This window comes from Mucilaginibacter metallidurans (genome assembly GCF_003286435.2).
In the GTDB taxonomy this organism is placed as follows: Bacteria; Bacteroidota; Bacteroidia; order Sphingobacteriales; family Sphingobacteriaceae; genus Mucilaginibacter; species Mucilaginibacter gossypii.
In genome coordinates this window covers 6816242-6829233 of the sequence record NZ_CP043449.1, presented here as the reverse complement: position 1 = coordinate 6829233, position 12992 = coordinate 6816242, and the positions used below count along the sequence as shown (strand labels likewise).

At 42.6% G+C, this 12992-nt stretch carries 11 protein-coding genes; 5 read left to right on the top strand and 6 right to left on the bottom strand.

Annotated features, from left to right (window positions below):
• Positions 1-127: 127 nt before the first annotated feature.
• Positions 128-1096, top strand: a complete 969-nt coding sequence (locus tag DIU38_RS29400) for an NAD-dependent epimerase/dehydratase family protein (RefSeq protein WP_112657094.1) — start codon at positions 128-130, stop codon at positions 1094-1096.
• A gap of 70 nt (positions 1097-1166) precedes the next feature.
• Complete coding sequence (locus DIU38_RS29395; RefSeq protein ID WP_090530777.1) at positions 1167-2456, top strand: HAD-IB family phosphatase; 1290 nt, start codon at positions 1167-1169, stop codon at positions 2454-2456.
• Here DIU38_RS29395 and DIU38_RS29390 read toward each other — a convergent pair.
• Positions 2453-2935, bottom strand: coding sequence for a universal stress protein (locus tag DIU38_RS29390; RefSeq protein ID WP_167516311.1), 483 nt, complete (start codon positions 2933-2935; stop codon positions 2453-2455). The genes DIU38_RS29395 and DIU38_RS29390 overlap by 4 nt on opposite strands.
• 84 nt (positions 2936-3019) lie before the next feature.
• Here DIU38_RS29390 and DIU38_RS29385 point away from each other — a divergent pair, with 84 nt between their 5' ends.
• Positions 3020-3973, top strand: a complete 954-nt coding sequence (locus tag DIU38_RS29385) for a tryptophan 2,3-dioxygenase family protein (protein ID WP_112657098.1) — start codon at positions 3020-3022, stop codon at positions 3971-3973.
• A gap of 128 nt (positions 3974-4101) precedes the next feature.
• Complete coding sequence (locus DIU38_RS29380) at positions 4102-5172, top strand: branched-chain amino acid aminotransferase (RefSeq protein WP_112657100.1); 1071 nt, start codon at positions 4102-4104, stop codon at positions 5170-5172.
• 171 nt (positions 5173-5343) lie between these two features.
• On the opposite strand, the gene DIU38_RS29375 is transcribed toward DIU38_RS29380, so the two are convergent.
• Positions 5344-5892: a histidine phosphatase family protein gene (locus DIU38_RS29375; protein WP_208057659.1), complete on the bottom strand. Its 549-nt coding sequence runs from the start codon at positions 5890-5892 to the stop codon at positions 5344-5346.
• Between the two features lie 20 nt (positions 5893-5912).
• Positions 5913-6194 carry an ATP-dependent Clp protease adaptor ClpS gene (locus DIU38_RS29370; protein ID WP_090530789.1) on the bottom strand — a complete coding sequence of 94 codons (282 nt, stop codon included), beginning with the start codon at positions 6192-6194 and terminating at the stop codon, positions 5913-5915.
• 99 nt (positions 6195-6293) lie between these two features.
• Here DIU38_RS29370 and DIU38_RS29365 point away from each other — a divergent pair, with 99 nt between their 5' ends.
• Positions 6294-7163, top strand: a complete 870-nt coding sequence (locus DIU38_RS29365; RefSeq protein ID WP_146750436.1) for a DOMON domain-containing protein — start codon at positions 6294-6296, stop codon at positions 7161-7163.
• Positions 7164-7247: 84 nt separating this feature from the next.
• Here DIU38_RS29365 and DIU38_RS29360 read toward each other — a convergent pair whose 3' ends face one another.
• From DIU38_RS29360 to DIU38_RS29350, 3 genes are all read right to left on the bottom strand, one after another.
• Positions 7248-7994 (bottom strand): TonB-dependent receptor, encoded by a 747-nt coding sequence (locus tag DIU38_RS29360; RefSeq protein ID WP_149354202.1) that lies wholly within the window; start codon positions 7992-7994, stop codon positions 7248-7250.
• An 81-nt stretch (positions 7995-8075) separates the two neighbouring features.
• Positions 8076-10088, bottom strand: coding sequence for a hypothetical protein (locus DIU38_RS29355; RefSeq protein WP_149354201.1), 2013 nt, complete (start codon positions 10086-10088; stop codon positions 8076-8078).
• Between the two features lie 88 nt (positions 10089-10176).
• Positions 10177-12894: a TonB-dependent receptor plug domain-containing protein gene (locus DIU38_RS29350; protein ID WP_112657106.1), complete on the bottom strand. Its 2718-nt coding sequence runs from the start codon at positions 12892-12894 to the stop codon at positions 10177-10179.
• Between the last annotated feature and the right edge of the window lie 98 nt (positions 12895-12992).

The following is a 12992-nucleotide window of genomic DNA, read 5'->3' as shown; positions in this document are numbered from 1 at the left end:
AGATTTTTTAGCCTAAAGCTTAAGGCTAAAAGCAGAAAGCTTTTGTTACCATGTTGCTTAAGTTTAAAAAAGAAAGCTTTAGGCCTTAGGCTTCTGCTTTGAGCTAAAAAATATTCACATTTGCATCATGATCTTAATAACAGGCGCAACTGGTTTTCTCGGGGCCGAACTGGCAAAACTTTTAGTAACTACCACCGGCCGGCGAATCCGTTGCACCAAAAGGGCAAGTTCAGTTATCCCCAAGCTGCTGTTGCCATACCGGGAAAACATCGACTGGGTTGACGCCGATATGATGGATATTTTTGCGTTGGCCGATGCGCTTGAAGGTATTACACAAGTTTATCATTGCGCCGCCTGGGTATCATTAAAGCAGGCGGATAAAAAACCGATGATCAATACCAATGTTACGGGGACAGCCAATTTGGTTAACCTTTGCAATGAACGTGGCATAAGGATGGTGCATGTAAGCTCGATTGCTGCTATTGGCGCCGCCAAACCCGGAGAGTTAATTACCGAAAACCACCACCTTGAACAATCAACAGAAAATGATGGCTATGCCATATCCAAATTAGAAAGCGAAATGGAGGTTTGGCGGGGTATTGCCGAAGGTTTGGATGCTGTTATTGTTAATCCCTCGCTGATAATTGGCGCGAGTGCCGGTATCCAGGGCAGCGGCGCTTTATTCAACACGGTACGTAAGGGGCTCAAATTTTATACTTCGGGCACTATAGGTTTTGTTGATGTAGAAGATGTTGCCAAATGCATGGTAGGTTTAATGAACAGCAATATTACGGCCGAGCGTTATATCATCAGCGCCGAAAACCGGGACTACAAAGGTATGGTTACCGAGATAGCAAAAGGTTTCGGCATCAAGCCGCCCGCTATTTTTGCTAAACCCTGGATGATGGAACTGGCCTGGCGCGGAGCCGCTTTTGTTTCGGCTATAACCGGTGGTGTTCCGGCTATAGATAAAACATCGGCACAAACAGCTTCATTAACCCGCGAGTTTGATAATTCAAAAATTAAAAAAGCGATAGGCTTTGAGTTTAAGCCCATCAGTAAGACGGTAGGGGAAATTTGTGAGGCGTTAAAATAATAAGAGCTTTCAATTACCTATAAATTCTACCTGTTCTATCAGCAAATTTTTTCGCACCTTTGCAGCCAAGATGGAACAGTACTTTATTATTGATTTCGATAGCACCTTTACACAGGTTGAGGCCCTTGATGAACTGGCCCGGATCTCTCTAAAAAATCGCCCCGACCGCGAAGATATCTACAAACAGATAGAAGATTTGACCAATGCATCGATGGAAGGTAAACTATCGTTTACCGAAAGTTTAGAGCGCCGGGTAAAATTGCTCAACGCCAATCGCGATCATTTAAAGCAACTGATCAGCCATCTTAAAAAGAAAGTTTCTACCTCTTTTTCGCGGAATACTATCTTCTTTAAAAATCACCAGGACGAGGTTTTGATCGTATCCGGTGGGTTCAAAGAGTTCATTACCCCGGTAGTTACCGAGTATCATATCAAAAAAGAAAATATCTACGCCAACACTTTCGTGTTTGACGAGGAAGGCAATATTATAGGTTACGACCGCGAAAATCCCCTTTCGCAGGAGGGCGGTAAGGTAAAGCTGCTGAAAGAGCTTCAGTTACCGGGCGATATTTATGGTATCGGTGATGGTTATTCTGATTTCCAGTTAAAGGAATCGGGCATGATCAAAAAGTTCTTCGCTTTTACCGAAAACATCGAACGTAAATCAGTAGCCGAAAAAGCCGACCATATTACCCCAAGCTTTGACGAGTTCCTCTATCTGAATAAACTGCCGCGTGCCATCTCCTACCCTAAAAACCGTATTAAATGTTTGGTTGTGGGTAATGTGGATGAGGATGCACTTGATCAGCTTAAAAAAGAGGGTTACAACATGCGCCACCGCGACGATGTTGAAGAAAAATATCTTGAAGAAGCCGGTGTGTTATTTTGCGACGAAGAACATCAGCCAAGCGCCGAACAAGTTCAAAATGCAGGCAGGTTAAAGGTGATTGGTATTTTTGGCAAATGTAACCGCAAGCTGGCCGATGCTGCTGCCGAAAACGGGATCATTATATTTGACGACCCGAGACATAACCCACACAGTACTGACTTTTTGCCAAAAAGGGTAATGGCTTTCATGAACGAAGGTAAAACGCATACCAGCTGTAACTTTCCCGATTTGCAGCCGCCGCGTGTTAACAATGCCCACCGTTTAATTCACATCCATAAAAACGTACCGGGGATACTGGCTAAAATTAACGATGTATTTGCCCGCCATAATATTAACATAGTGGGTGAGTTCCTGGTTACCAACCCGCAAATAGGTTATGTAATTACCGATGTTAATACAGGCTATGATACTGAAGTATTGAACGAGTTAAAAGCGATTGAGCATACCATTAAGTTCAGGCTTTTATATTAATTTTTCGCTTCAATATAAGGCACAACCAATACAGGGATCAATGATTTGTTGACCACCTGTTCGGCAACGTTGCCTAAAAAGAATTTATCGATACCGGTACGGCGGTGAGTGCCTAAAACTATCAGGTCCGCATTAAATTCTTTACAGCATTCAATAATACCCTCGGCTGTTGAACCGTATTGGGTAAATTGAGCTATTTCCAGTCCCTCGCCCCATTCTTTTGCCGTCTGATCCAGCAATGCGGCAGAGCGCTCGGTTTGCAATGTTTCTAATTCTGTGCCTGGCAAATTTATATTAGGATCAAATGGCATCCCTCCTAATAAACCCTCCTGGGTATCAGTGGGCACAATAATCGGTTCAACTATATGCACCAAACCAACTTCGGCATTATAGGTATGGGCTATATCAAAAGCGTAGGCCGCTGCATAACGTGAAAATTCGCTTTCATCAATACCGATGAGTATCTTCCTGATCTTCATAATAATATTTATAAGGCTTGTATCCATTATAACAACCTAATACGGATATGTTTTAGCAGTATACTATTTTAGTACCTTTGAAGCATGCATTTCTCTACCGAAATTGAAGACCGGCTAAATCAACTGCAGGAAAAGTACGAAGCTATGGGCCAGGATATGAACTCATACCTTGATGGCCTGCTTTATGCAGATTTTTTAACCTATTGGGATTATATCCACCTGGATACCCTGCTTAGTTTACAAAACCCCAAAACCCCATTTCCAGACGAGGAGATTTTTATTATCTATCACCAGATCACCGAGCTGTATTTTAAGCTTGCCCTGCATGAGTGCAGGCAAATTGCTGAAGCAGCGCCGCTGACAGCTGAGTTTTTTACAGCGCGGTTAAAAAGGATCAACAGGTATTTTGGAGCCTTAACCCACTCGTTTGAGATCATGGTTGATGGCATGGAGAAAGAGCAGTTTCTGAAATTCAGAATGTCATTGCTGCCGGCAAGCGGCTTCCAGTCTGGCCAGTACCGGATGATCGAGATCTACGCTACGGATTTTATAAACCTGGTTGCTAAAGATAAACGAGAGGAACTGCAGCATGCAACTATTGAAACGCAATTTGAATACCTGTACTGGAAGTTTGGCGCTACCGAACTTTCCACCGGTAAAAAGACTTTGACACTTAAACAGTTCGAAAAAAAATATTCAAAAACATTTATTGAACTGGGCAAGGCCGCTGTTAAGCATAACTTTAATACGCTGGCTAAACAATTTGATTCGTCATCACAACTGACTCCTGAATTGCGTAACGAATTGCGCCAGCTGGATATCAATGTCAACGTAAACTGGCCGCTTTCACATTATAAATCAGCGGTGCGTTACCTGAACCGCGAGCCTGAGGATATTAAGGCAACAGGCGGCACTAACTGGCAAAAGTACCTGCCGCCACGTTTTCAAAAGCGAATCTTTTATCCTTGGGTATGGAGCGAAGAGGAAAAAGAGAACTGGGGTAAGGCCTGGGTTGATGATGTGCTGGATAGTAATTGAACCTGGCAATCATATTGTCAAAATGATGTTTTATATGTGATAATCACCATTTAACTATGCAAATTTTTGGCGTAGGCCATAAAAATGCCTAACTTGCCATTTTCTATAATTTATTAATTTTTAATGCCATGACCGAGACATTGGACATCAAGATCAGCAGGACAACTGCTTCCCGTTTGCAGCAAACGGACTTTGACAACTTACCTTTTGGAAAAACTTTTTCTGACCACATGTTTGTGGCCGATTACGCGGACGGTGAATGGAAAAATCTCTCGGTCATTCCCTACGGCGAAATTGGTCTAAGCCCTGCAATTTCAGCACTTCATTACGGACAAGCGTTTTTTGAAGGACTGAAAGCCTATAAACATGCTGATGGAAAAATTACCGTTTTCCGCCCGGATAAAAATGCTATCCGTTTCAACAAATCGGCCGAGCGCCTTTGTATGCCTACTTTACCCGAAGAGATCTTTTTGCAAAGTATAGCTACTCTGGTTGACCTTGACCGCGACTGGGTACCTTCAAAGCCAAACCATGCTTTGTATATCCGTCCGTTCATGTTCGCTACTGATCCGTACCTGGGGGTAACACCGTCTTCAACTTATAAATACATGGTATTGATTGGCCCCGTTGGCCCGTACTTTTCAAAACCATTGCGTGTTAAAATTGAAACACACTACACCCGCGCTGCCGAAGGCGGTATGGGTTATGCCAAAGCTGCCGGTAACTACGGAAGCTCCATGCTGCCGGCCCGCAAAGCAACCGAAGAAGGTTTTGATCAACTGATTTGGACTGATGCCAAAGAGCATAAGTTTATTGAAGAAATGGGCGCTGCTAACGCGATGTTCCTGCTGGATGGTAAACTGATCACAGCCGAAGCAAAAGATACGATATTAGATGGTGTAACCCGCGATACCGTTATAGCTTTAGCCAAAGAGTGGGGTATCACTGTTGAAGAACGCAAAGTTTCTGTAGCCGAGATTGTTGAAGGTGCTAAAAATGGCAAACTTACCGATGCCTTTGGTGCCGGTACTGCCGCAACTATAGCTCCTGTAGCTTCAATCAGCTACGAAGGCCAGGAGTATTTCCTGAGCGATCCGAAAACACGTGAGTTTTCGAACAAAGTATTTGATACTCTGGATGCCATTAAATATGGTAATGTTCCGGACACCCGCGGCTGGAATTACTTGGTTAGCGAATAATGGGCAGTTAACATAAAAATGTAAAACGCCCCGGAAAATCCGGGGCGTTTTACATTTACAAATCTCTATGTCATTGCGAGCGCAGCGTGGCAATCGCACGTGCGCAAGTCCGCTCTGTATAGCATGCGATTGCCACGCTGCGCTCGCAATGACATGATTTTAGTGATATTCTTAAAAACTACAACCCGCAGCCGGCGTAATCCCTTCTTTATCCATCGTTAACGATGGTTTGCCTTTTTTGAAAGTCACTATCCAGATGCTGTCGAAATCACTATCGGGCCATTCCAGGTCTTTAACTTTCATGCCTAAAGCTTTCAGTAAAGGTTTAATTTGATTATGTTCCCATACAATAAGGATGGTGCCTTTTTTTGAGGTAAGCTCTTTAGCCACGCCGTTATCATCCTCTTCTTCAAAATTACTGTTGATAGAAAGATTATATTTTGCAGCAAACGGCGAGATGGTTTGGAACATGCGCACCCTCGCGGTTGATTTACCCTGGTGCATTGCCGGTACATAAATATGATCGGGCAAACCGAATTTGACTTTTAAAACTTCGGGCAGTTTGAGCGAACGGTTAAACCCGGCACACGAAAGGTTATCCCCAACATCGGGCTTTTCGGCATGGCGGATGATTACCAGTTTCAGTTTTTTGCCCTGGCCGCAGGCGGTCAGGCTTGCCCAACCGACTAATAAAAAAAATAAAAATGATCTTTTTAGCATGTCGGTTATTTTTTAGCGTGTTATTCTACTGAAACTGTCAAGCCCTCCTGCTGAAGGATCTTCCGGTAGATCTCCATTTCGGTAAAGGAGCCTTCCAGTACGGCGCATTTGCCTTCGTTATGTACTTTCCATGCTATCTTTTCGGCTTGGGGTTCGGAGTAATCCAGGTATTTCATCATGCAGTGGATCACGTGGTCAAAAGTGTTAAAATCATCGTTCCAGAGTATTAAACGATGCATCTCTTTAAGTCCTGCAAGTAACTCTTCGAGGGTAAATGTTTCTTCCTGTACTTCAGTTGGCATACGTAACTACAAATTTACTCAAAAACAATAATAAAAAAGTTAAAATCGTGTTCCATGGTCTTAAAAATCATGTTACACAAAAACCCTAAAAAATTTCACATGAAAAAAGCATCCCCGGCTTTTGTTTTAGCATTAACTGCACAACTTTTGGCATCTCATCATTCATCGGCCCAAAGTACTAAAAACAGCTTACAGGGCCCGCCCGCTAATATTAACATTGATGGCGATCTGAAAGAATGGGGCGACAGCCTGCGTTATTACAACGAAGAGAACAAGCTGAACTACGCGCTGGCCAATGATAAGGATTACCTGTATGCAGCTATCCGCATTAGCGACAGGCTTGATAAGATGAAAGTGTTAAATGCAGGGATTACACTAAGCATTGATCCCAAAGGGAAAAAGAAAGATAGTTTTATGCTTACTTTTCCGTTGGCAGCCCCGGATGAGAAGCCGGAGTTTGCCAAGCCAAAAGATGATAACGGCGAAATTACCCAGGCCGACCGTGACGAGCTGATGCGCGAGCGGATAACTAAGCTGCGATATATTAAGGTTGTTGGGTTTAAGGATATTGATGGCGATATGATCACCACATCAAATACCTACGGCATTAAAACAGCCATAAATTACGATGCCAATGGCGATTTGGTTTATGAAGCGGCCATACCCTTGAGCTTTTTCCATGCCGGTAATGATGCTTTTAAAAGTGAGTGGGCTTTTAATTTTAAGATCAACGGTTTCCAGCGCCCGGCAGGCACAGGTGGGGGCGAGCAAGACGGTGGCAGCTTTGGCGGCGGTGGTGGTCGCGGCGGACGAGGAGGAATGGGCGGAGGCGGCATGGGTGGCAGCCGTGGCGGAAGAGGAGGTCGCGGTGGTATGGGAGGCGCTATGGGCCGCGGTGCGGCGGGCGGTGCAGGCGAAATATCAAAATCTGTTGATTTTTGGGAGAAGTATTATTTGAGCAGTAAATAAGTTTGCTCGCCAAAAATAAAGTCCGAAAGAGATAAACATTAGCATTGCTTAAATCTTTCGGACTTTCTGACTGCGGACTTAATATCATTCCACCTTATACCTATAAACCTGCCTTCCTAAATTACCATCGGCATCAATGCCTTCAATAACAATACGGTAAGTGCCCTTTGTATCTGCATTAAAATATTCAAACGTTGCTTTGCCGTCCTTATCTGTAAAAAGATCAGGTTGCCAATATATAGCGTTTCTCAGATCTGTGCCTTCTGTTTCATTAGCTGTGTGCCGGTATTTGGGCGAATAAAATACGCGGGATTTTGAAAATCCTTTAAATGGATAAGTTATGAGGCCGGAGGGAGATTCGCTGGTTACAAAATTGTTATTCCCGCGTTTGGTGGTGATCACCAGGGCACCAGCCCCCACGCTTGAGCCGTAAATCGCTATGCTTGCGCCACTACGCAATACTTCAATACTATAAATATCATTGGCGTTAACGTTATTTAGGGCATCGCCGTTTAAGATATTCCCATCAACAATAACAGACATCTTTCCGCTCCTCCTCCTCGTATTTCGTGGACTACCATCTTTTTCAAAATAAACACCAAAAACGCGCCCGATGAGGCAGTCAGACAAACGAATGCATCCACTACCAATTTTATCACCCATAATTACCTGGTCAGCATTGCCTGGCCCGTTCAGGTTCTGGGAATAGCTCATGTCCGGTTTTTTGTTAATTCTTTTAGCCGTGATATTTACCTGTTTAAGTACGGTGGTATCTGTACCTGCTTTGCGTTTGGTAGTTATTACAATGATGGGGCGGATGCTCTGGGTCAATGGGTGCGATTATATGAATGCTTTCAATCTCACTGGCTAATAAGCTGTTTAAGATATCAGGTGTGTAACTTATACCATCCACTAATATCCCTTGGTGGTATCTTGAATAGCTTGAACAGGAGACGCTGCCGGTTTGCGGATATAAGCTGATTTTTGGCCAAAGTAAAGTGGTTCAGTCCAAAACAATGCGTCTCCTAACGAACTGAAGTTTTTATTTCTTAACTTACTCATGTCAAGTTTTCTGTCCTGTATTGTGCCATATCTGTTTAATTCCGCCAAGCTTTTATTTTTTTCACCTTTTATTTTTACCTCCTTAAGCTGCACCCCGTTTTTAAGAGAATCTATCTGTCGTTTTTTCCTGATTTCGGTAGCATTCATTCGCAGAATTACGATTTGCTCCGGTGATAGATCAAGCAAATCGTTATTATCACCCGCGTGCTTAGACTTATTTATTACAGGATAGTCAGGCTGTTTTACAAAAATGGATACGTTTTTTCCGTTGTTTTCCTTGCGTGCCCTAAGTACTATTTTTGAGGTGTCGGAAAGATCAAGGTTGCTGAATTTAAAATCACCGTTGGCATCGGTTACGGTATCAATAAATAAATTATCAGCAGTTGATGTGAGGCTTATTTTTCCATTAGATAAAAGCCCTCCTGATGATGATTTCAATGTTCCGGTTAATGTAAGTGCATCTTCGGGCTTGTAAATAACAGCAGGCAGTTTCTCATCTAAAATATTTGGCCAATCAAACCTCCGGTACCCCTGGGTAAGCATTAATATATCAAGATCGGCATTTTTTTTATCGTCGATGTTTGTGAAATAATAATTAGGCTTTTCAATAAAGCCCTTTATATCTGAAGTAAATAACAGATTATTAATTATTGTCGGTTCTGCGTCTTCATTAAAGCTAACCCTGCTTTCATTAATTACCGCTACCGAAAATGAGCCTACAACAGCCTTGTTATCGATATCTACAGCTTTAATATCAATAGACATTTTTTGTCGGCCCCGGGCTTTGTCGCCGGCACCACTTATAGCCAGTTTGAGGTTGTCATTACCGCGGATAAAAACTACACGTTCATTTATTGGACTATGATCCGGCCCTAATAAAGTAAGTTGCAATATGCCGGATGGAAACCTATTCTTCTCTACTTTAATTAAAAACGATTGCTCTGATAATTTAAAGGCAGTAGTATAATAAACCTTGCCCGCTACCTGGCCAATCAAATAAAACGTCGAATCACGTTGTCGTGCAAATGTTGGCGCTCCCGGGGTGATCTTTATCCTGAGTGAGTCGGCCATGCTGTTATTGACAGTTAAAACAAGTCCATCATCTTTGGCCAAGGGGAGGTCAGTACTAAATTTGGTGCCGCTTTTATCAGTAATCTGTACTTTATAGTTTTTACCTTTTTGCGGTGTAAGTGCAAACACCCCCATCCCTAAATGCTGTGTGCTAAATTCAGTTACAACGGTTCCCGTATTATCTGTTATGATACCACTTACATCTTCGCCAAGGCCAGCGGCATTTAACACCTTTATGGCTACTTTTGAACGAAGGCCATTAATGAGAAATCCGCCTTCCGGAAAAAATTGAACGTCGGGTTGCGATATTAAATGCTGCTGTGCGGCTTGCCTGGTCAAAATTTCGATCCCTCCAATTTGGAAAGATTGATCATAAAAATAGTCCGTAACTGCGTTTCGCATCCAGTTTGTATACGCCCTAACATGGTAAGTTCCGTCAATGATTGAATTGCCTAATGCGAATTCGCTCCGTGTTGTGCCCGAAGCCAGTTTGAATATTTTACGATTTATTACAGAATCTTTGGGGTTTATAAGCTCCACATACAAAACACTACTTAATGCAGATAGTTGATGTTGCGGGCCAATAACTGTATAGGCTTTAAACCAAATAGTATCACCCGGCAAATAATTAGGTTTATTCAAGTGTAAATAAACTTTTTCAGTTGGATAGGCTGACGACCACTTATTAAGCGAATTAACAGCCTTGTTTAAAAGCAGAGTATTAGTTTGTGCTGTACATGCAAGTCTGTATAATAAAAAAATAGCAAAAAGGGTTATGCGAAAAGGTTTCATAAGGTTTAAGTGTTATTATTCTAATATATTAGTTAATATTAGACTTACACAATATAAATAGATTAATTACACCCTCATTCTATTTTTATTATTCCACCTTATATCTATAAACCTGCCTGCCTAAATTACCATCGACATCAATACCTTCAATTATTACACGATATGTACCTTTAGCGTCGGCATTAAAGAAGCTCATAGATGTATTGCCATCCTTATCAGTTAACAAGCCTGGTGCCCAGTAAATGGTGCTGCGGAGGTCCTGCATTTGGGCATTGGTTTTAGGATCATCATATTTAGGCGAATAAAATTCGCGCGCTTTATAATATCCCTTAGGAGCATAGGTGACAATACCCGGCGCGTATTTATTGTAAACACTTTCACCGCCGCGCTTGGTTGTAATAACCAAAAGGCCGCCAGCTCCCCTTGAGCCATAAATTGCAGTGTTGCCAATGCTGCGTAAAACTTCAATAGTGGCAATATCATTTACATTTAAGTTATCCAGGAAATCGCTTCCTACATAGGTTCCATCAAGTACAATTTGCATGGGAGTTCCCGGGCTGCGGGTTGAATAAGGCGTGCCGTTACGAAAAATCACACCGGTTAATCTGCCTTGTAAAATCTGGGATAGCATTCCACCCCCGTACATCAGATTTTTGCTGGTAAGTGTTTGATCTGCATTGCCGGGTCCATTAAGGTTAGAAGAGTTTTTAAATGGGTTTTCCCGCTTTTCGCGGATCACTACTTCCTTTAATACGATAGTGTGGTTGCCAATACCGTATTTTACCTGCTCGTCATAAAGCTTTTTACTGTTCAACAGATAGGCCGATGCGCCATCGTTGATGTTGACCTGGATATCGGGTGCGTTTTTATTAGGCCCAACAGATTGCGGAGTTACATTATCAAGGGTGATGTCGAGATTTTTGCGGTCTTTAGCAGTGCGCGCCTGGATCACAAACTTGATACTATCCCTAAAAACAAGGTCTTTAAAAGTAAACTTACCTTCGGCATCAGCCACGGTATCAATAATAAAAGTTCCTCCCGATGTTGAAAAAAGGGTAACCTTGCCATTAGGTACAGGCTTGCCACCAAAAGTTTTGAGGTGCCCGGTTACTTCCAGAGATTTTTCGGGCTTGAAGACTATTGGGGTAAATTTATCAGCAAGCAGTTGTTTCCATTCAAAGCGATGGTAGCCCTGGGTAAGCATCAGTGCATCAAGGTTGTCCTTGGTTTCGTTACTTACATTAGTAAAGTAATAGTTCGGTTTTTCAATATACCCTTTCAGGTCGGAGGTGAGCAGCAGTGTTGAAAATATAGAACTTTCATTTGCTTCATCAGTAGTAACTTTTGATTCATCAATAACCGATGCCGAAAAACTACCCACAACGGGTTTATCCTCACTGTTTTTAGCGTTGAGATTAATAGTAACTTTTTCGCGGGGTTTATAGTTCTGTTTTTCGGAAGTAACGGCAAGCTTAAGTTGATCGGGGTTTTGAACAAAGATGAGACGCTCGTTCAAAGGCTCACCGGTTGCCGAAAACAGCGTGAACTGTACAATGCCCGATGGGAATTTATTTTTAGGGATTGTAGCTGAAAAGGATGTTGCCCCATCCTTACTTTTGCCCGCATAACAAAGCTCGCCGCCAGATTGCGCTATCAGCGTTAAACCCGATAATGAAGCTGTGCCGTTACCGGTGCTTTTACCGGGAACGATGGATACAAACACCTTATCGTCGCGCATGCTGTTGACACTTAATACATAGCCATTATCAACTGCTTTGGGCAAATCGAAAACACCTTCAGAGCCATCAGCATAAGTGATGTGCGCTTTATAGTTTTTACCACTTTCAGGCTCAAAGGTAATAGTACCCATGCCAAAATGACTATTGCCCAATTGCGCAACCTGGTTGTTTTGATCGTCGGCAATAAAGCCTTTAATATCAACCCCTAACCCGTCGGCGCCAACAGCTTTAAAAGCTACTTTTTCAAAAACACCATTAATTAAATTTCCGCTCTCCGGGAAAAACTGAACATCAACCTTATTTGATAGCGTTTTTATAGGTACGGCTTTGGCTATAGTATGCTTTTCATCCAATTTAACCTCGGTATTGATATGGCCGGATGTTATTGAAACTGCCTGACCGGTTGTGAAGCTGACTGTGAGGTTCCCTTTATCATCAGTTATACCTTTCCCCCGGGCGATTGATTTCCCGTTTATTTCAACTTCATAGCTTACTGGTTTATTAACGTAGGCTATACCGTTGAGGTCTGTGTATGTAGTAATAGCAGTTACTTTTTGTTTGCCGTTTAAGGTGCTGTAGGCATAGGCGGTTTTGGTGAAAACCTTGTTACTGATTCCGTTTACCACAGTGATGGTTTTATTGAAGAAATAGGCCTCTCCCTCGTTTCGCATCCAGTTGGTATAAGCGCGGATGCGGTAATTTCCTTCAGTCATACTATCGGCCAAAGCAAAATCGCCCGCGGCCAGGCCGGCTGTTAAGGGAAGTTTAAGGCTGCGTTTCACCGAATCGTTATCATCAATAAGGTCAACATTCAGGGTTTCGCTATAAGCCGAAAGCTTATGCTCACTGCCAATGGTAACATAGGCTTTAAACCAGATATCCTCGCCAATGGCATAATAGGGCTTATCAAAGTGCAGGTAAACTTTTTCCTGCGGATGCTCGGTACGCCATTTATCAAGCTGGGCAATGATTTTTGTTACCAGTTCATCATCGGGTTTTATAAAAGCTAAGATAGCACCGGCAATTAAGGTGATCAGGATTCCAACCGATAGGCGTTTTAGGTTCATAGAAAGATAAATCTTGAACTACCAAGATACGCAAAAAAGTACCAAGTCGTATTAAGTCTGAAGTTCGAAGTCTTTGGTCGAAAATCTGACTTTATTTT

Excerpts from the sequence above, each read along its gene's own strand:
- DIU38_RS29375 (WP_208057659.1), bottom strand. The coding sequence starts at position 5,892 with ATGCTAAAAAGATCATTTTTATTTTTTTTATTAGTCGGTTGGGCAAGC.
- DIU38_RS29380 (WP_112657100.1), top strand. The coding sequence starts at position 4,102 with ATGACCGAGACATTGGACATCAAGATCAGCAGGACAACTGCTTCCCGT.
- DIU38_RS29390 (WP_167516311.1), bottom strand. The coding sequence starts at position 2,935 with ATGAAGATCAGGAAGATACTCATCGGTATTGATGAAAGCGAATTTTCA.
- DIU38_RS29400 (WP_112657094.1), top strand. The coding sequence starts at position 128 with ATGATCTTAATAACAGGCGCAACTGGTTTTCTCGGGGCCGAACTGGCA.
- DIU38_RS29350 (WP_112657106.1), bottom strand. The coding sequence starts at position 12,894 with ATGAACCTAAAACGCCTATCGGTTGGAATCCTGATCACCTTAATTGCC.
- DIU38_RS29365 (WP_146750436.1), top strand. The coding sequence starts at position 6,294 with ATGAAAAAAGCATCCCCGGCTTTTGTTTTAGCATTAACTGCACAACTT.
- DIU38_RS29355 (WP_149354201.1), bottom strand. The coding sequence starts at position 10,088 with ATGAAACCTTTTCGCATAACCCTTTTTGCTATTTTTTTATTATACAGA.
- DIU38_RS29385 (WP_112657098.1), top strand. The coding sequence starts at position 3,020 with ATGCATTTCTCTACCGAAATTGAAGACCGGCTAAATCAACTGCAGGAA.
- DIU38_RS29370 (WP_090530789.1), bottom strand. The coding sequence starts at position 6,194 with ATGCCAACTGAAGTACAGGAAGAAACATTTACCCTCGAAGAGTTACTT.
- DIU38_RS29395 (WP_090530777.1), top strand. The coding sequence starts at position 1,167 with ATGGAACAGTACTTTATTATTGATTTCGATAGCACCTTTACACAGGTT.